At 65.6% G+C, this 17,099-nt stretch carries 16 protein-coding genes; 7 read left to right on the top strand and 9 right to left on the bottom strand.

The window, feature by feature from the left end; genetic code table 11:
• Positions 1–242: 242 nt before the first annotated feature.
• From gyrB to murA, 3 genes are all read left to right on the top strand, one after another.
• The gene (gyrB, locus tag I6F17_RS34375) at positions 243–2,678 is read left to right on the top strand and encodes a DNA topoisomerase (ATP-hydrolyzing) subunit B (protein WP_036002622.1); all 2,436 of its coding nucleotides are present in this window, start codon (positions 243–245) and stop codon (positions 2,676–2,678) included.
• A 209-nt stretch (positions 2,679–2,887) separates the two neighbouring features.
• Positions 2,888–3,355, top strand: a complete 468-nt coding sequence (locus I6F17_RS34380) for a hypothetical protein (protein WP_225131881.1) — start codon at positions 2,888–2,890, stop codon at positions 3,353–3,355.
• A gap of 258 nt (positions 3,356–3,613) precedes the next feature.
• Positions 3,614–4,906, top strand: coding sequence for a UDP-N-acetylglucosamine 1-carboxyvinyltransferase (murA, locus tag I6F17_RS34385; protein WP_036024088.1), 1,293 nt, complete (start codon positions 3,614–3,616; stop codon positions 4,904–4,906).
• A gap of 6 nt (positions 4,907–4,912) precedes the next feature.
• Here the strand turns inward: murA and I6F17_RS34390 are convergent, their stop codons facing one another.
• The 5 genes from I6F17_RS34390 to I6F17_RS34410 form a co-directional block, all read right to left on the bottom strand.
• Positions 4,913–5,215 carry a hypothetical protein gene (locus I6F17_RS34390; RefSeq protein ID WP_036038675.1) on the bottom strand — a complete coding sequence of 101 codons (303 nt, stop codon included), beginning with the start codon at positions 5,213–5,215 and terminating at the stop codon, positions 4,913–4,915.
• Positions 5,216–5,293: 78 nt separating this feature from the next.
• A complete protein-coding gene (locus I6F17_RS34395; RefSeq protein ID WP_225131880.1) occupies positions 5,294–5,737 on the bottom strand; it encodes a periplasmic heavy metal sensor in 444 nt (147 codons plus the stop codon).
• Positions 5,734–6,162 carry a hypothetical protein gene (locus tag I6F17_RS34400; protein WP_225131879.1) on the bottom strand — a complete coding sequence of 143 codons (429 nt, stop codon included), beginning with the start codon at positions 6,160–6,162 and terminating at the stop codon, positions 5,734–5,736. The genes I6F17_RS34395 and I6F17_RS34400 overlap by 4 nt, the downstream gene beginning before the upstream one ends.
• Positions 6,159–6,761, bottom strand: a complete 603-nt coding sequence (locus I6F17_RS34405; protein WP_276325982.1) for an RNA polymerase sigma factor — start codon at positions 6,759–6,761, stop codon at positions 6,159–6,161. The genes I6F17_RS34400 and I6F17_RS34405 overlap by 4 nt, the downstream gene beginning before the upstream one ends.
• Positions 6,762–6,804: 43 nt before the next feature.
• A complete protein-coding gene (locus I6F17_RS34410; protein ID WP_225131877.1) occupies positions 6,805–7,533 on the bottom strand; it encodes an outer membrane beta-barrel protein in 729 nt (242 codons plus the stop codon).
• A 159-nt stretch (positions 7,534–7,692) separates the two neighbouring features.
• Between I6F17_RS34410 and I6F17_RS34415 the strand changes: the two genes are divergently transcribed.
• Together I6F17_RS34415 and I6F17_RS34420 are read left to right on the top strand one after the other, a co-directional pair.
• A complete protein-coding gene (locus I6F17_RS34415) occupies positions 7,693–9,093 on the top strand; it encodes an MATE family efflux transporter (RefSeq protein WP_225131876.1) in 1,401 nt (466 codons plus the stop codon).
• Entirely contained in the window at positions 9,090–9,578 is a 489-nt protein-coding gene (locus tag I6F17_RS34420) for a DUF2867 domain-containing protein (protein WP_225131875.1), read from the top strand. Before I6F17_RS34415 ends, I6F17_RS34420 begins: the two co-directional genes overlap by 4 nt.
• Positions 9,579–9,613: 35 nt before the next feature.
• On the opposite strand, the gene I6F17_RS34425 is transcribed toward I6F17_RS34420, so the two are convergent.
• Complete coding sequence (locus I6F17_RS34425; RefSeq protein ID WP_225131874.1) at positions 9,614–10,108, bottom strand: septal ring lytic transglycosylase RlpA family protein; 495 nt, start codon at positions 10,106–10,108, stop codon at positions 9,614–9,616.
• Between the two features lie 312 nt (positions 10,109–10,420).
• Positions 10,421–11,536, bottom strand: coding sequence for an FUSC family protein (locus I6F17_RS34430; RefSeq protein WP_225131873.1), 1,116 nt, complete (start codon positions 11,534–11,536; stop codon positions 10,421–10,423).
• Between the two features lie 117 nt (positions 11,537–11,653).
• Here I6F17_RS34430 and I6F17_RS34435 point away from each other — a divergent pair, with 117 nt between their 5' ends.
• Positions 11,654–13,021: an MmgE/PrpD family protein gene (locus I6F17_RS34435; RefSeq protein WP_225131872.1), complete on the top strand. Its 1,368-nt coding sequence runs from the start codon at positions 11,654–11,656 to the stop codon at positions 13,019–13,021.
• 51 nt (positions 13,022–13,072) lie between these two features.
• Here I6F17_RS34435 and I6F17_RS34440 read toward each other — a convergent pair whose 3' ends face one another.
• Together I6F17_RS34440 and I6F17_RS34445 are read right to left on the bottom strand one after the other, a co-directional pair.
• Positions 13,073–14,500, bottom strand: coding sequence for a serine hydrolase (locus tag I6F17_RS34440; protein WP_225131871.1), 1,428 nt, complete (start codon positions 14,498–14,500; stop codon positions 13,073–13,075).
• A gap of 306 nt (positions 14,501–14,806) precedes the next feature.
• Positions 14,807–15,862 (bottom strand): helix-turn-helix domain-containing protein, encoded by a 1,056-nt coding sequence (locus I6F17_RS34445; protein ID WP_225131501.1) that lies wholly within the window; start codon positions 15,860–15,862, stop codon positions 14,807–14,809.
• 309 nt (positions 15,863–16,171) lie between these two features.
• On the opposite strand from I6F17_RS34445, the gene I6F17_RS34450 reads away from it, so the two are divergent.
• The gene (locus tag I6F17_RS34450; RefSeq protein WP_036024106.1) at positions 16,172–17,089 is read left to right on the top strand and encodes a pirin family protein; all 918 of its coding nucleotides are present in this window, start codon (positions 16,172–16,174) and stop codon (positions 17,087–17,089) included.
• Positions 17,090–17,099: the final 10 nt, after the last annotated feature.

A 17,099-nucleotide genomic window follows, 5' to 3' on the forward strand; every position in this document is an offset into this window, starting at 1 on the left:
CTCTTCCTGGCCCCGCAAAATCCACGGCTTTTCGAGGCAAAAAACTGCCCTCGAATCGGGCTTTTTGCGGCGCCCAGAATCGGCCCTCCGGCGCCTTGAAAGCCGGCCGAAAAACCCTATCTGCTCAAAGGGTTGCTGGAGGATACTTTGCGCTAGGCGCAAGCGGTCTTTCATGGCACAAATAGCCCCGCAAATCAGCGCCTTTTGCGCCGCTGATTCGGGCGACATCTCGAAGGCCTCTCATGACAGAACCTGCTCGGCAGCACGCTGCCGAAAACGAGCCCTCCAACGCGAGCGATTACGGCGCGGAATCGATCCGCGTGCTCAAGGGACTCGATGCCGTCCGCAAGCGCCCGGGCATGTATATCGGCGACACCGACGACGGCTCGGGCCTGCACCACATGGTCTACGAGGTCGTCGATAACGCCATCGACGAAGCGCTCGCCGGCCATGCCTCGCGCGTCGAGGTGATCCTCAACGCGGATAATTCCGTCACCGTGCGCGACGACGGCCGCGGAATTCCCGTCGACATCCACAAGGGCGAAGGCATCTCGGCGGCCGAGGTCATCATGACCCAGCTGCACGCCGGCGGTAAGTTCGACCAGAACTCCTACAAGGTTTCCGGCGGCCTGCACGGCGTCGGCGTCTCCGTCGTCAACGCGCTGTCGAGCAAGCTCGGCTTGCGCATCTGGCGTGACAACAAGGAGCACTATATCGAGTTCGCTCACGGCGATGCCGTCGCACCGCTGAAGGTGGTCGGCGAGGCGCCGGGCCGGCGCGGCACCGAGGTGACGTTCCTGGCCTCGACCGAGACCTTCAAGAACATCGAATACGACTTCGCCACGCTCGAGCATCGCTTACGCGAGCTCGCCTTCCTCAATTCCGGCGTCAACATCGTGCTCTCCGACATGCGCCACGCGGTCGAGAAGCGCGAGGAGATGTTCTATTCCGGCGGCGTCGAGGAGTTCGTCAAATATCTCGACCGCAACAAGAAGGCGCTGGTGCCGGCGCCGATCATGGTGCGCTCGGAAGCCAACGGCATCGGCGTCGAGGCCGCTTTGTGGTGGAACGACAGCTACCACGAGAACGTGCTGTGCTTCACCAACAACATCCCGCAACGCGACGGGGGCACCCATCTCGCCGGGTTCCGCGGCGCGCTGACGCGCCAGGTCAACGGCTATGCCGAGGCCAATGCCAAGAAGGAAAAGATCGCGCTGACCGGCGACGATTGCCGCGAAGGGCTCACCGCCGTTCTCTCGGTGAAGGTGCCCGATCCGAAGTTTTCGTCGCAAACCAAGGACAAGCTGGTGTCCTCGGAAGTGCGCCCCGTGGTCGAGAACGTCCTTAACGAGGCGCTTGCCGCCTGGTTCGAGGAGCACCCGAGCGAAGCCAAGATGATCGTCGGCAAGGTGATCCAGGCCGCGGCGGCCCGTGAAGCTGCGCGAAAAGCGCGCGAACTGACGCGCAAGAGCCCGCTCTCGGTCTCCTCGCTGCCGGGCAAGCTCGCCGACTGCCAGGAAAAGGATCCGGCCAAGTCCGAGCTCTTCATCGTCGAGGGCGACTCGGCAGGCGGCAGCGCCAAGCAGGGCCGCAACCGCGAATTCCAGGCCGTCTTGCCGCTCCGCGGCAAGATCCTGAACGTCGAGCGCGTGCGTCCCGACAAGATGCTGTCGTCAGAGCAGATCGGCACGCTGATCACCGCGCTCGGCACCGGCATTAGCGACGAGTTCTCGGTCGAGAAGCTGCGCTATCACAAGATCATCGTGATGACGGACGCCGACGTCGACGGCGCCCACATCCGCACGCTGCTGCTGACGTTCTTCTACCGGCAGATGCGCGACATCATCGATGGCGGCTATCTCTATATCGCCCAGCCGCCGCTCTATAAGGTCTCACGCGGCAAGTCCGAGCAGTACCTGAAGGACGAGCGGGCGCTGGAAGACTATCTCATCGACGCCGGCCTCGATGATTGCGTGTACATCCCCGGCACCGGCGGCGACCGCTCCGGGCGCGATCTGCGCGCGCTGGTCGACGACGCCCGCGTAGTCCGCAGCGTCCTGCGCAACCTGCACAGCCGCTATAATCGCAAGGTGGTCGAGCAGGCCGCCATCACCGGCGTGCTGAACAAGGAGATCTACGGCGATCCCGAGAAGGCGGCGGCCGCCGCGCAATACATCGCGAGCCGGCTGGACAACCAGGCCGAGGAGGTCGAGCGGGGCTGGGTCGGACAATTCATCGAGGGCCAGGGCTTCCTGTTCGAGCGCACCGTGCGCGGCGTCAAGGAAGCCGCCGTCATCGACGATGCGCTGCTTGGCTCGGCCGAGGCGCGCAAGCTCGACGAATACACGACCAAGCTCCAGGACGTTTACGCCCGCTCCGGCAAGCTACGGCGCAAGGATTCCGAGCACGTGGTCCACGGCCCGGTCGATCTGTTCGAGGCCGTGACCGATTCGGGTCGCAAGGGCATCAGCCTGCAGCGCTATAAAGGCCTGGGCGAGATGAACCCGGAGCAGCTCTGGGAAACGACGCTCGACACCGAGGCACGCTCGCTGCTCCAGGTGAAGGTCAAGGAGGTCGACGAGGCCGACGACATCTTCACCAAGCTGATGGGCGACGTCGTCGAGCCGCGCCGCGATTTCATTCAGGAACATTCGCTGAGCGCGACGATCGATATTTGAGGGCTCGCTGCTTCCGCGGCGTCATGGCCGGGCTTGTCCCGGGCATCCACGTCTTGCCCCCGCGGAACAAAGAACGTGGATGCCCGGGACAAGCCTGGACAAGCCCTGGCATGACGGCAGCACCAATCCGGCTCTGAACCTCTCCACGCGCCGTCGCGACGAAACGGCATGACCCCGCAAGGCCAGTTCCGGCCGGGAAGTGTCGCGCCATGACCGCCTCTGCAACGACCAGCTCCGCCGCGCCCTCACGCCGTCTCGGCATCATCGGCAGCATTGTCGGCGTGCTGGCGCTGATGGCGGCGGTGCTGCCGCATTGGGTCGTGCCGATCGTGTTTCCGCCGCCGCCGGCGGACAAGGTGATCGTCGACACCGGACATCGCATCAAGGACCGCATCGTCGCGAAGGTGAAGGGCGTCGAGTATCAGGCCCCGAAGGTCGAGAAATCGGCTGGACGAAGCTGGAGTGAAACCGCGTCGGTCACGGCAATCTCGCTCGGCCTGCTCGCCATCCTGCTTTCGGTGCTCTCCCTGATCTTTCGGGAGGAACGGCTCCTCGCCGCCGTCGCCGCCACACTCGGCACCGGCGCCATCGCCATCGAAATCTCCTTCGTCATGATGGGGGCCCTGATCCTGATCGCGATCCTCTATGTGATCGGGAATATCATCGGTCTGTTTTGAGGCCTCTTGCCACAAGCTCCCGTCCTCATCCTGACGAGCCCGCGAAAGCGGGCGTCTCGATGGATGGCCACGGGCGACATAGGGGCCTGCATGGTTCGAGACGCGCGTTCCGCGCTCCTCACCATGAGGGATCAGCAGCCTCGCCTGGGCTCACGGACCGGCCACGAACCACCGCCCACTACAATTGCTCCCGCGCTCAAATCTCTGTAGTTTCCGCCCGAAACAGGCCCTCCCACTCAACAGGACAGCGAGAACCCCGTGGCGCCCATCCAATACATCGTCGAGGGCGGTCACCGGCTCTCGGGCTCGATCGAGCCGTCCGGCAACAAGAATTCGGCGCTACCGATCATCGCCGCCGCGCTGCTGACCGAGCATCCGGTCGTGCTGGAGAACGTGCCGCGGATCCGAGACACCGAGACGCTGGTCGAGCTGGTCCGCTCGGTCGGCGCGTCGGCCGAATGGTCCGCGCGCAACACGCTTCACATCCACGCCAAGAGCATCCGCGCCGCCGACCTCGACCCCGAGCTGTGCGTGCGCATTCGCGCCTCGATCCTGCTCGCCGGGCCCCTGCTCGCCCGCTGCGGCGAGGTGATGCTGCCGCCGCCGGGCGGCGACGTCATCGGCCGCCGGCGACTGGACACGCATGTGCTCGCGCTGGAGCAGCTCGGCGCCAAGGTTACCGCGACCGACCGGCTCGAATTCCGTGCACCAAAGCTCGCGGGCGCGGACGTGTTCCTGGACGAGCCGAGCGTCACCGCCACCGAGAACGCGCTGGTCGCGGCGGTCGCCGCCGACGGCATCACCTATTTGCGCAACGCGGCCTCCGAGCCGCATGTGCAGGACCTCGCCAATTTCCTGGTCGCGCTCGGTGCCAGGATCGAAGGCATCGGCACCAACACCATGATCATCCATGGTCAAGCAACGCTCGGCGGGACGACCTACCGGATCCAGCCCGACCACATCGAGGTCGGCTCGCTGATCGGGCTTGCCGCCGTGACGCGCTCTCCCTTGCGCATCGCGCGCGCGGGCGTCGAGCATCTGCGCTCGATCCGCATGGGCTTCGAGCGGCTCGGCATCGTCTGCCGGATCGAGGGCGACGACCTCATCGTGCCCTCCAACCAGACATTGAAGATCCAGGACGATTTCGGCGGCCATGTGCCCAAGCTGGAGGACCAGCCCTGGCCGGCCTTCCCGGCCGACCTGATGTCGATCGCCATCGTCACGGCCACGCAATGCGAGGGCGTGATCCTGATGTTCGAGAAGATGTTCGAATCCAGGATGTTCTTCGTCGACAAGCTGATCGCGATGGGTGCGCGCATCGTGCTGTGCGACCCGCACCGCGCCATCATCGCCGGCCCCAGCCGCCTGCACGGCGCCACAATGACCTCGCCCGATATCCGCGCCGGCATGGCGATGCTGCTGGCCGCCGTCTGCGCCGAGGGCACCTCGACCATCAACAACGCCGACCAGATCGAGCGCGGCTATGAGCGCATCGAGGAGCGGCTGAACGCGCTTGGTGCGAAGATCAAGCGCGTGCCGGAGCGGAGCTAACCTGTTCTATTTTGGCGGATTCGCGTCGAAGGCCTGTTTGCAGGCCGCGGACAAGCTCGCGTAATTGTCGCCGAGGCATTTGCGGATGCGGCCGCTCCCGGGCATGGTGCCGGCGCAGAACCGTGAATAGTCTGCCTTGCAGGCCTGCTTCGCCTCACTCCGCGCATCACCTGCGGAGGCTTGCGAAAGAAACAGCACGAGAAGTGCGATCAGACTCGCGGCCGCAAGACCCGCACGCACGTAGACCGCCGTCCGATGCGAGAACCTCACCACTGGTCCGCTTGCCGTCCTGTCAAATCGTTGCACCATATCATCTCCACCAATTCGCAGACATCGATGTAGGTGATACGTCTGGACGGGCCGAATCCCTCGTTCACTTTGCGCGACTCAGCGAAAATAGCCGCCGACGAGCTGTCGGCGTCCTTTCGCTGAAATTCGTTCCAGCATCTCGACGAAGGTCGAGACGACGATGTCGCCAATCTTCACGCGCTTGTCGCGGGCATCCTTCACGGCTGCGTCCAGCTCGGCCTTGTCGAGATTCGTCTGCGCCGCCGTTTTCATCGCCTTCATCAGCGCGAGCCGGTACTCGGCCTGGAGCGGGGCCAGCTCCGCCTCCTTGCCGCGATAAATGCTCCACAGGATCTCCGCGTCTTCCGCCGGAAGTCTCTCGGCGACACGCTCAATCATGCGCAGCGGCACGCCCGCACCGGCCCTGAAGCCGCCGGGCCTTAGCCATTGCACCGAGACGTAGGTGAACAGGACGACGTTGACGCACAGCGACAGCAGCATGAGCGCCCGCCAAGGCGTGAACCATTCTCGCCAGAACTTCATTGCACCGATCCAAATCCCATTGCATAGACGTCGAAGACGCCGCTCATGACGGACAAGGGGTCCGACGGCGAATGGACATAGGGCAGCGCTCCCGCCAGCCACACACCCACCATCACAGAGCAGGCGAGACTTGCGGCGGGAACGAGCGCCGGCCAGCGCAGCAGGCGCTGATGCAATGCCGGCCTATGCTGCTGCGGGATGGCGGCGAGCCTTTGCAGGACCAGAAAGCTCGAACGATCCACTCTCGCAGCCTCGATCTCCGGGGCGACGGCAAGGAGCCGGTCGAGGCGCGACTGCTGGTCCAGGACCGCAGCGCCTTCCGCAGTCGCCGCAATCCGCCGCGCGGCTTCGCGCGTCGGCGCGGGCCAGCGCTCGACGTCACCTCCCCATGTCTCGGCCAATTGTCTGAACTGTTCGGGCGTCATACGTGGCTCCCCGTCTGCTGTATTTTCTGAACATTTGCCTTGAGCGCCGTGCGGGCGCGGCCCAGCAGCGATTCGAACGCCTTGGCGCTGAGATTCATCGCGTTCGCCGCCTCCTCGCCGCTCAATCCCTCCATGTGGAAGAGGGCGATCGCACCGCGCTGCCGGTCCGACAGGCCGGCCATCGCGCGGTTGAGGAGGCGAAGCTCCTCATCGGCGATGAGCCGTTCGACGGCGTGCGGTCCCGAATCGGGCACATCGCCGGCGTCTTCGAGGGGCTGGAACGTTCGGCGCCGCGTGCGGTCGAACGTCAGGTTGAGGACGATGCGGTAGAGCCAGGTCGTGAATTTCGCAACCTGCGGGTCGAAAGAGGCTGCGTGAGTCCAGACGCGCATGAACGCCTCCTGGCCGATGTCGTCGGCCTCGGCCGGGTCGCGCACGATCCGCTCCGCGACGCGCAGCGCCCGAGGCATATGGCGCCGCATGAGGACGCGAAACGCGTGCTGCCGCTGCGCCGAAACCTCCGCCATCAAGGCCTCGTCCGATGGCTCTTCCATCACATCGATCTGTTGCTCTGGCCTGCGGACATCGTAGCCGAGAATTGCGAACCGATCCTACCAGGCGATAGCCGCCTCCAACCGAGCATCAAAAGCGCCAATAGACTCCGGCGCGCACCGTGTGCGTGTCGAGCCGGGACTCGCGCGCGCCGAAGGTCGTCGCGCCGACCGTCTGGGCGGCCAGCGTCTTCGAGCCGTAATTGTCATAGAGATATTCGAGCCGGACCGAGGCCTGTGGTGCGAAGCGGAATTCCCCGCCCGCTCCGATCGACCAGCCGATCCGTGTATCGCTCCAGCTCGCAACGGCCCCGATCCCATTGTCGAACGCCTTGCTCTCGGCGCCCGCGACGGCAAGGCCACCGGCGGCGAACAGCAGCGTTCGGTCGAAAGCATAGCCGATCCGTCCACGAAGGTGGCTGTTCCAATTGACCGCGGATTGAAGCTGCGTGACCGCGGGGGTCGGCGCAAAGCCGGTATCGATCGTCGCGCGCGCATCGACGAAGTTCACGTCGCCCTCGAGCCCGGCGACGATCCGGCCCCATTGCGCCGAGAAGCCCGCCGTTGCACCCACGATTGCGCCCTTCGGATCGACAAAGTGGAATTCACCCGTCGCCGGCAGCGAGATATCGGAACGGCCGGAAACATAGCCGGCCTGAATCCCGACATAGGGCCCCGCCCAGCTCAGCAGGGCTGCCGATGCCGCCTGCGGGGGCGGCGCTGCGGGCAGCCTCAGGTCGGCCGCTGCAGCGGCGTCGGTACTAAGGATGGCGGAACCGATGAACAGTGCGGCGAACGTCAGTCTAAATCTCGTTATCATACTCAATTCCCAATGTGAGACCGGCCCAGATTCGCCGCACATGACGAATACGGCGCAACCCGACCTTTCCTTCGCCTGAGCCCCGCCTTTTTTTCAGCGGCACCCGCCCTCACATTTCTTTGCCGTTACTTCGCCGATCGAGGCTGCTATGTCCCCGGCATGACCGAGCTTTTGGATACCAAACGGCGGTACCGGGCACGCCTGGACGCACGGCAGAGCCACCTTGCCGAAGAATTCGTCGAGACGCTGCGCCTCGCCGTGCCGCTGATGCTGACGCAACTCGGGCAGATCGCGATGATCACGACCGATCTTGCGATGATCGGGCGGCTCGGCGAGGAGGCGGTGGCCGCGGCGGCGCTGGCACATACGGTCTATTTCGTCAGCTTCACGTTCGGGCTCGGATTGACGTCCGCAGTGTCGCCGCTGGCGGCGCAGGCGTTCGGCGCCGGCGACGTCAGGCGCATTCGGCGCTCCTTGCGCGTCGGTCTGTGGGCCGCGCTGCTGATTTCGCTGCCGATGATGGCCTCGCCGCTCTATGGCGAGCAGATTTTGCTCGCGCTCGGTCAAACGCCGCACTCGGCCGCGCTGGCGCAGCACTATCTGAACGGCCTTGCCTGGGGCATCGCACCGGCGCTCGGATTCATCGCGCTGCGCAGCATGATGAGCGCGGTGAACCGACCGCAGGCGCCGCTGTGGATCACACTGGCGGCGATCCCGGTCAATGCCGCGCTGGTCTATGCCCTGATCCACGGCCTGTTCGGCCTGCCCGAGCTCGGCCTGTTCGGCGCGGGGCTTGCGACCACGCTGGTCAATCTCGGCACCTTCCTCGCCGCGCTCGCGATCGCCGGGCTGCGCAAGCCGTTCGCAGACTATCACCCGCTTGCGCGCCTGTGGCGGATCGACTGGCCCTTGATGCGCCAGCTGATCGCGATCGGCGCGCCGATCTCGTTTTCCCTGCTGCTGGAATATGGCCTGTTCTCCTCGGCCGCGCTGCTGATGGGCTTGATCTCAACCACCGCGATTGCCGCGCACCAGATCGCGCTCCAGGTCACCGCCGTGCTGTTCATGGTGCCGCTCGGCATCGGCATGGCGGCGACGGTGCGGGTCGGCCACGCCTTCGGCCGCAATGATCCGGCGGCGGTGAAGCGCGCAGGGCTCGTCGCAGCCGTGCTCGGCCTCGCGCTGGTCTCCGCGCTGACGATCGCCATCGTGATCGGTCGCTATCAGCTCGGCCGGCTGTTCTTCGGCGCCGGCAGCGAAAGTGCGGCCACCATCGAGCTGACGGCAACGCTGCTGCTGGTCGGGGCCAGCTTCTTCATCGCCGACGGCCTGCAGACCATCATGGGCGGTGCGCTGCGCGGCATCAACGACACCAAGATGACCCTGCTGTTCGCCGCGATCGGCTATTGGGGCGTCTCTTTTCCCATCGGCTGGTTGCTGGCGTTCCACACAGGGCTGGGCGCGATCGGCGTCTGGATCGGATTCTCGATCGGCACGTTCGTCTATGCCGGGCTCCTGATCTTGCGCTTCCGGATGCTGACGCGCAAAATGGCGGGATGATCGGGACGGTCCGCGAAGTCGCGCCTGAAGTCGATGCCGATGCGCTGCTCGCCGGCGCGCAGTTCATCGACGCGTTTTGCGTGGACATCGGCGCCGCGGCGGTGAATGCCCGCGAAGCCTGCACCAGGATGGTGCTGCACGGGCCGCGCTGGATCGACGCACTGCTGCGCCTGCGCAACATTCTGGTGAGGCCGTTCGGGCTGAAGACATCGGGCGAAGGCGCCCCGGCGCCGGGCGGCATGATCGGCCTGTTTCCGGTGCTGAGCGAGACGCCGGAGCAGCTGGTCGCGGGCTTCGATGATTCGCACCTCGATTTCCGCATCGTGGTCGACGTTTCAGGCAATGCCGCGCGCCGCCATGTGACCTCGACCACGCTGGTGCGCACGCACAATTTGCTCGGCCGGACCTATCTTGCGCTGATCATGCCCTTCCACAAGCTCGTGGTCCGCAACATGATGGGACGCATCGTGGAGACGGCCCGATGAACTGTGCGGGCCGACATTGAACGAACACGCCGTGTTCAGCCCACCGGCCCTGCAGTCCAATTGTCGCCAGCGAGCGGACTGACTTTCACGTCAGGAATGACACCGAGGTCCATGCTCGGATCGAAATGGCGCATCGTCCGCTCATTGAGGTCGATGATGCGGCCAGGTCTTAGTGGTCCCACATCGTTTATCTTGACGATGACCTTCTTGCCCACGGCCTCGACGAGAGCATATTTCGGCCTCGCGCCAAATCCGACCCCACCGAATTTCCGGCGCAGGCTCGTCTTGATGGCAGCCGTCCAGGCAGCGGGATCATAACGCTCGCCGGAAGCCGTCTGCGGACCGCCCTCCTCCTTGCCGGGCTTGAACGGATTATAGGTGGACGCCGCGCCAACAATCGCATCGCCGGAGGCGGCATCGACGACGGCACTTGAGTGATCCCCACGCGTTTCACTTCGAGCAACGGCAACAGAGAAGGCAAGCGTAACCAGGGCGCCGCAAACTGCGACGCTCGAGCGGAAGAGCATCATGAGTCCTGTGATTTTTTAGATTGTCCGGTTCCAGAACCGCAAACGTGGTCAAGCGAACGCAGCAGCGTTCATGAACTTGCCGATCGTTTTGCGGATTCGAGCCAACCCCTGGCTACGGAACCGTTGTGAGAACCGGAGTGGTCTCACGTCGTGTTTAGCTTCTCGCCGATTAAAACAGAGAATGCGTCAGCAACATGACCCGATGGAACCTCGTGCGTGGAGCGACTCAGAGCCGCAGACCGCCGATCACCGCCGCGCTTCGCACACGCGCATTACTGTCGAAAGCCGACGTTGACGACGACGCGGCCGAACTCACTCCGCAACGCGTGCGGTTTTATCTGTCGAGGCCTCCGACCATTCGCCGACGACGCGGTCGAGATCGCCGAGATTCTGGTGCATCTGCTCCAGGGAGAAGCCGAGCGCGAAGAAGCGCTCGGCGGTGTCGCTCGCGTGGCCGCGGATCAGGCCATCCTGACGGACGGACGCGACCGCCTCGGCATAGTGCTGGAGCGCGACATGGACGGGATGGATCGGCGGCGCGCCGGCGCCCTCGCGCAAGGCGCCAGCGGCCGAGCGGAGGAAGCGGGCGATCACGGTCGACACTTCCGACAGGGGCGCTGCCAGCCGCAATTGCACTTCCACCGGCAGCGGCACCACCGTGGCGCGGCCGATCATCACGACGTCATGGCGCAGCCGCAGGATCGTTCGCAGCAACGGGCCGGTGTCCGGACCGCTCGACAAGCGCGCCGCCCGCTCACGCTCGGCTTCGGAGCCGATCGCATTCAGATTGACCATCGCGGTGCCGATGCCGTCCTGGATCCGGTGCAGCGCGTCGTTGTCGCGGCCGCGCGTGAGGCCTGCCAGCAGCTCGGCGAGGGCATCGGCGATCAATTCGAGCAGAACCGCCGCGCTGGCGCGGATCTGCCGCACCGCGCGCGAGGGCAGCACCAGGAAGGAGACCAGCAATCCCGTGACGGCACCGACACCGACCTCGCTGACCCGATCGATCGCCGAGGTCAGCGGATCGGCATGATGCAGGGTCGGAACCAGGAGCACGATCACGGCGGTGACCGTGGCGGCGCTGAGGCTCGGATTGATCGCGGCGATGAAGGCGAGCGGAGCGACGGAGAGGACCAGCAGGCCGAGCAGGCCCGCCTCGCTGGAATAGGGAATCAGGATGGCGATGGCGCCGCCATAGAGGGCTCCGCCGATGGTGCCGAGCATGTAGTCGCGCGTCGCCTTCAGCGAGCGGCCGACGCTCATCTGGGTCACGATCAGCGAGGTCAGCACGGCCCAGAGCGGCAGCAGCAGATGCAGCGCGGTCGCGATCGCATAGGCCGCGGTCGCGGCGACCGTGACCCGGATCGCCAGCCCCAATTGCGTCCGCCGCGCCCGGACCCGGTCCAACAGCTGCCTTGCGCGCGTCATGCGGAATATCCCGATCCTTTTCGCCTAAGCAAAAGCATGGCTGATCCCCGCCGACGCAAGGCCGCTTGAAAGGCCAAATCAGCCCGCCTAACTTGCGCGCCAAATCGAGGAAACACGATGGCTCACGAAACCGCAACGCTCGCCGCCTATGTCTTCAATCTCAAGTACCAGGATATTCCGGCGGAGGTGCTGGAGCGCGCCAAGGTACTGACGCTGGACTTCCTCGGCAGCGCCATCAGGGCGCGGCGCGAGGCGGAATCGACCCCGTCGATGCTGAAGATGCTGGAGGCGCTGGCGCTCGACACCAAGGGCGAGTCCACCGTGTTCGGTGATGCCAAGACCTGGACGCCGGCGGTCGCGGCGCTGCTCAACGGCGCGCTCGGCCACTCCCTCGATTTCGACGACACCCATGCCGATTCCTCGCTGCATCCGAGCGCACCGGTGGTGCCGGCCGCCTTCGCCGTCGGCGAGATGGTCGGCGCCTCCGGGCGCGACGTGCTCACGGCGATCGTTGCTGGCTACGAGGTCTGCTGCCGGCTCGGCAATGCGCTCGATCCGACCTCGCATTACGCGCGCGGCTTCCACCCGACGGCGACGGCCGGCACCTATGGCGCAGCCGCGGCGGCGGGCAAGCTATTCGGCCTGAGCGAAAAGCAGCTGATTGCCGCGTTCGGCGTCTCCGGCAGCCAGGCCGCGGGCTCGCTGCAATTTCTGGTCAACGGCGCCTGGAACAAGCGCTACCAGGTCGGCGCCGCCGCGATGAACGGGGTGATCGCCGCGACGCTGGCGCGCAACGATTTCGTCGGTGCGACCGCGTCGGTCGAAGGCAAGCACGGCCTGCTCGCCGGTTATACCGACGATGCGCATCCGGACAAGGCGGTGGCTGAGCTCGGCAAGACCTATGAAACCATGAAGATCGGCGTGAAGCCGTATCCGAGCTGCCGCTACACCCATGCCGCGATCGACGCGCTGATCGCCATGCGGCGCGAGCACAATCTGACGCCGGAGCAGGTCAAGCGCGTAGAGATCGGCCTGCACCGCAACGGCATCACGCTGACCGGCGACGCCGCCACCAAGCGGCATCCGCGCTCGATCGTCGGCGGCCAGTTCTCGATGTTCTTCACCGGCGCGCTCGCACTCGACCAGGGTTCATTCGGCTGGGACGATTACAACCGGCTCGGCGACGCCGCCATCGACGCGCTCGCCGACAAGTTCGACGTGGTGCAGGACGATCGCCTCGAGATCGGCCGTACCCATCCCTTCGGCGCCCGCGTCAGCATCACGACGGACGATGGCGTGCACGAGCGGCTCTATGCCGATCCGTCCGGGGAGCCGACCTCGTTCCCGGATACGCAGGCGATGCAGCAGAAATTCCTGACACTCGCCCGCCCCGTGCTGAACGCGCGTGCGGAGAAGTTCGCGGATGCGATCATGACGCTGGAGCGGTTCGACCGCGTGGCGCGGGCGACGGAATTGGGGAGGTAGTTGGCGCCGCAGAGCGCGCCTCTTACCCTCCCCTGGAGGGTAAGAAAGAGCTCAGTCCACTCCCGCCAGCTTCCCCTTCTCGCGCGTTGCAGCGACCACATCGCGCACCAGATCGAACACACCGTCGGCGTGCGGCGGCGCGTTCGGCGAGCGCCCCATGCGCACGATCACCAGCTGCTCCGACGGGATCACGATGGTGTACTGCCCGATCGTGCCCTTGGCGAAGAAGGCATCGCGCGGCCAGCCGTGCTCCACGCGAAGATTTGCGCCGAAGCTGTCGCCCTGGTTGGTCCAGAAGCCGGCGCCGATGCCGACCCACGCATTCGGCGTGGCCGTCGCCGAATAGGTGACCCACCCTCCCGGCAGGATGCGTTTGCCACCGGCGACGCCGTCATTGAGATAGAGCTGGCCGAAGCGCGCCCAGTCGCGGGCGGAGGCGAGCATCTCGCTCGACCCTTCGATCGTGCCGGCGCCGTCGAGCTGGAGCACCACATTCCGCATGCCGAGCGGGGCGAACAATTCGCGGCGCGCAAAGCGCAGCGCGTCTTGCGGTGTGCCGCCGGCCGCATCGCGGATCAGACGCGAGAGAATGAGGGTGTTGCCGTCGTGATAATTCCATGCTGTGCCGGGCGCGGTTGCGAGCGGCATGCTCTCGGCATAGGCGGCCATGTCCTTCTCGGCAAATTTCATCCGGTTGACCGGCTCGAAGGCGGAGCCGAGCGAGGCCTGCAACGAGCTGCCGAGCGCAAGGCCCGCGGTGTGGCGCAGCAGCTGATCGACATTGATGGCATGGCGCGGATCGTCGGGATCTTTCCAGGCGGCGACCGGTGCGGGGCCGTCGAGCTTCAGCTTGCCCTGGCGCACCAGCACGCCGATCAATGCCGAGATCACCGACTTCGTCATGGAGAAGCCGAGCAGCGGCGTCTCGGGGCCGATGCCGTCGGCGTAGCGTTCGGCGACGACGCGGCCGGCCTTCATCACGACGATGGCGCGGGTGCGGCGGTAAGGCGGCTGAGCGGGCTCGGCGAAGGCGCGGTCGAGCGCGGCGCCGAGCTCGGGGCTCTGCGGCGGCACGATCGCGGGGCCGGCGATCGCGGGAAGCAACGCGGGCCGCTTGTCGTCAGGCAGCGGCTCGACGGAGGCAATGCCAGCGCCGTGCTCAAGCGTGCAGCCGAGGCCCTCGCGATACATGGCGTGGCTGCGGCCGAGGCCGAACAGCGTCACCGTGACATCCTTGCGGACGCGGTCGATTCCGTACTCCATCGCCCAGCTGATCAGGCTCGCTCCGGGCATGGCGTCGGTGGTCTCGGCGAAGTTGCGTCCGGGATCGAGGCCGGACACGAACGTCTCGGCGCACAGGATGTCGGCGACGAAGCCGGTCGCGACCTTCGGCACGTCGTGGGCTCGAGCCGCGCCGAGCGCGAGGCCGGCCGCGGTGATGGCGGAGGCGAAAAGGACGATCTTGCGGCGGCGGGTCACGGGCGTTCTCCGGCTGAGGCGTATGCCGGGGAGGAAGCGGGATGCGGGCGGGGGATGCTCGCCGGATTTGGAAAAGGGGTTGGTTGAAATCGGGGCGGGCTGGCCGATTTTGGAATAAGCGAGCTATTTCAGAGTGATACAAAAATGAGACAGCGATGGGTCTGCTCCCTCTCCCCGTTCTTACGGGGAGAGGGTTAGGGTGAGGGGGCTCTCCCCAGACGAGCCCGTCGTGAGACCTGTACCCCCTCACCCGGATCGCAAGAGCGATCCGACCTTTCCCCGCAAGCGGGGAGAAGTAAAGAAAGATCAAGCCGCACTCGTCTTCAACCGCCGGTACTCGGTCGGCGTCACGCCTGTCACCGCCTTGAAGGCGCGGTTGAATGGTCCCAGCGACTGGAAGCCGGCGTCCATGGCAATGGTGATGACGGGGACCTCAGCCTGGGAGGGATCGGCGAGCGCGGCCTTGGCTTCCTCGATGCGGTGGTTGTTCAGGAACACATTGAAATTGCGATAGCCGAGCCGCTGGTTGATCAGGCGGCGCAGCCTGTATTCGGGAATCCTGAGCCGGCCCGCCAGCACACCGATGGTAATGTTCTCCTGGCGATAGATCCGCTCGTCCGCCATCAGGCGCATCATGGCATCGATGAGTTTCTGGTCGGAGTCCTCGGCCAAAGGCTGGATCGGCGCGATCGCCGGTGCGGGCTCTGGCGCAATCGGAAACAGATCGGCGCCATCGACTCGCAACATTGCGTAGGCGATCGCGGCAACGATGCAGGCGAGCACGCCTGTATTGATGGTGTCGGCGACATCGCTCGCGCTGAAGGCAACGAGGATCTGGAGCAGCGCATTCAACCCGCCATAGAGTGCGGCGGCGCAGACGATGACGACGCGCAGGCGGCGGCGACGCTCGACCAGATCGGCGGACCACGATCCGATCGTCTGCACCACCGCGAGCGCGATGAAGCCGAGCACGATCAGGTTCACTGCCGTCACGGAGAACCGCGCGTTGCCGCCCGGCGCGATCCAGAGACATCCGACGAAGCTGAAGGCGGTCACCGCGGCCCAGATCAAACCATGCCACCAGCGTAGCCGAAACTCGTCGTCGAACAGCGCGCGCGTGAACAGCCAGAACACGACGATGTTGCCGGTCGACAGTGCAATCAGCGGCGCGTGCCAGATTAGAACGAGCGACGACAGGCCGACGGAATAGCTCGCGGCATGCGCCGCCGAGCCTAGCGCGAAGGCCGCGCCGAGGCGGGCCGCGAGCACATTGCGGAAATCGGAGAGCAATGACGCCGCCAGCACCAATAGCAGCGCGACGCTGGCAGCGCGGAAGGCAAGTTCGGTTGCGGCAAGGGTCATCAGACGGTGCGAGGGCAGCGGTTGAAGGCAGCCGAACATCGTTCGTCAGGCTCGTTTTTTCAAGCGGCATGCCACCGTTGGAGCGGCATTTCACCGCTGTCATCGCCCGCGAAGGCGGGGGATCCAGTACTCCGAGGCGGTTGTGATTGGATCGATAAGCCGCGGCGTACTGGATGCCCCGGTCAAGCCGGGGCATGACAGCGGAGTATGTGGGCTATCGCAGCTGTGACGTCGGGCCCGGCCTTTGTCGCGACGGCGACGCCAAATCCTGCTAGCGTCGCGTTCAACAAAGCCAAAAGGAGTCCCCCCATGAGCTGGCAGCCCTCGAACGATCCCGTGCTCGGCGATCCCATGTCCTGCGATGCGCTCGATCTCGTCATCGTGCCGCGCACGCGCGATCTCGGTGACGGGTTCGCGGTGCGCCGGGCGTTGCCGCATGGCAAGCGGCAGATGGTCGGGCCTTTCATCTTCTTCGACCATTTCGGCCCGGTGCAGTTCGTCTCCGGCAAGGGCATGGACGTGCGGCCGCATCCGCATATCGGGCTCGCCACCGTCACCTATCTGTTCGACGGCGCCATCATGCATCGCGACAGCGAGGGCAACGTCCAGGAGATCGCGCCCGGCGCAATGAACCTGATGACGGCCGGCCGCGGCATCGCCCATTCCGAGCGCACGCCGGACGCGCAGCGCGCCTCGGGCCAGAAGATGCTCGGCCTGCAAAGCTGGATCGCGCTGCCGGCGGGCTCCGAAGAGATCGCGCCGTCGTTCCAGCATTATGCGGCAGGCGATTTGCCGATGATTTCCGAGCGCGACTTCACTGCGCGGGTGATCGCGGGCTCCGCCTTCGGCATCGCCTCGCCGGTGTCGATGGTCTCGCCCTGGTTCTACACCGAGGTCACGGCGCTCGCGGGCGCGAGCGTGCCGCTCGACCCCGATCATGAGGAGCGTGCGATCTATGTCGTCGACGGCGAGGTCGAGATCGCCAACGAGCGCTACGAGGGGCCGCGCCTGCTGATCTTCCGGCCCGGCGACCGCATCACCGTGAAGGCGCTGAAGGCGACGCGAATGATGTTTCTCGGCGGCGATGCGCTGGAAGGCCCGCGCCACATCTGGTGGAATTTCGTCTCCTCCAGCAAGGAGCGGATCGAGCAGGCCAAGCAGGACTGGAAAACCGGGCGCTTCGCCGCAGTTCCGCAGGAACACGAGTTCATTCCGCTGCCGGAATAGGCTAATCCGG

This window comes from Bradyrhizobium sp. NBAIM18 (assembly GCF_020193825.1).
Lineage (GTDB): Bacteria > Pseudomonadota > Alphaproteobacteria > Rhizobiales > Xanthobacteraceae > Bradyrhizobium > Bradyrhizobium yuanmingense.

Bases quoted from the DNA above. Each gene is read 5' to 3' on its own strand.
- I6F17_RS34420 (WP_225131875.1), top strand. From the start codon at position 9,090: ATGATCGGGACGGTCCGCGAAGTCGCGCCTGAAGTCGATGCCGATGCG.
- I6F17_RS34410 (WP_225131877.1), bottom strand. From the start codon at position 7,533: ATGATAACGAGATTTAGACTGACGTTCGCCGCACTGTTCATCGGTTCC.
- I6F17_RS34430 (WP_225131873.1), bottom strand. From the start codon at position 11,536: ATGACGCGCGCAAGGCAGCTGTTGGACCGGGTCCGGGCGCGGCGGACG.
- I6F17_RS34435 (WP_225131872.1), top strand. From the start codon at position 11,654: ATGGCTCACGAAACCGCAACGCTCGCCGCCTATGTCTTCAATCTCAAG.
- I6F17_RS34415 (WP_225131876.1), top strand. From the start codon at position 7,693: ATGACCGAGCTTTTGGATACCAAACGGCGGTACCGGGCACGCCTGGAC.
- gyrB (WP_036002622.1), top strand. From the start codon at position 243: ATGACAGAACCTGCTCGGCAGCACGCTGCCGAAAACGAGCCCTCCAAC.
- I6F17_RS34450 (WP_036024106.1), top strand. From the start codon at position 16,172: ATGAGCTGGCAGCCCTCGAACGATCCCGTGCTCGGCGATCCCATGTCC.
- I6F17_RS34425 (WP_225131874.1), bottom strand. From the start codon at position 10,108: ATGATGCTCTTCCGCTCGAGCGTCGCAGTTTGCGGCGCCCTGGTTACG.
- I6F17_RS34445 (WP_225131501.1), bottom strand. From the start codon at position 15,862: ATGACCCTTGCCGCAACCGAACTTGCCTTCCGCGCTGCCAGCGTCGCG.
- I6F17_RS34390 (WP_036038675.1), bottom strand. From the start codon at position 5,215: ATGGTGCAACGATTTGACAGGACGGCAAGCGGACCAGTGGTGAGGTTC.
- I6F17_RS34400 (WP_225131879.1), bottom strand. From the start codon at position 6,162: ATGACGCCCGAACAGTTCAGACAATTGGCCGAGACATGGGGAGGTGAC.
- I6F17_RS34380 (WP_225131881.1), top strand. From the start codon at position 2,888: ATGACCGCCTCTGCAACGACCAGCTCCGCCGCGCCCTCACGCCGTCTC.
- I6F17_RS34395 (WP_225131880.1), bottom strand. From the start codon at position 5,737: ATGAAGTTCTGGCGAGAATGGTTCACGCCTTGGCGGGCGCTCATGCTG.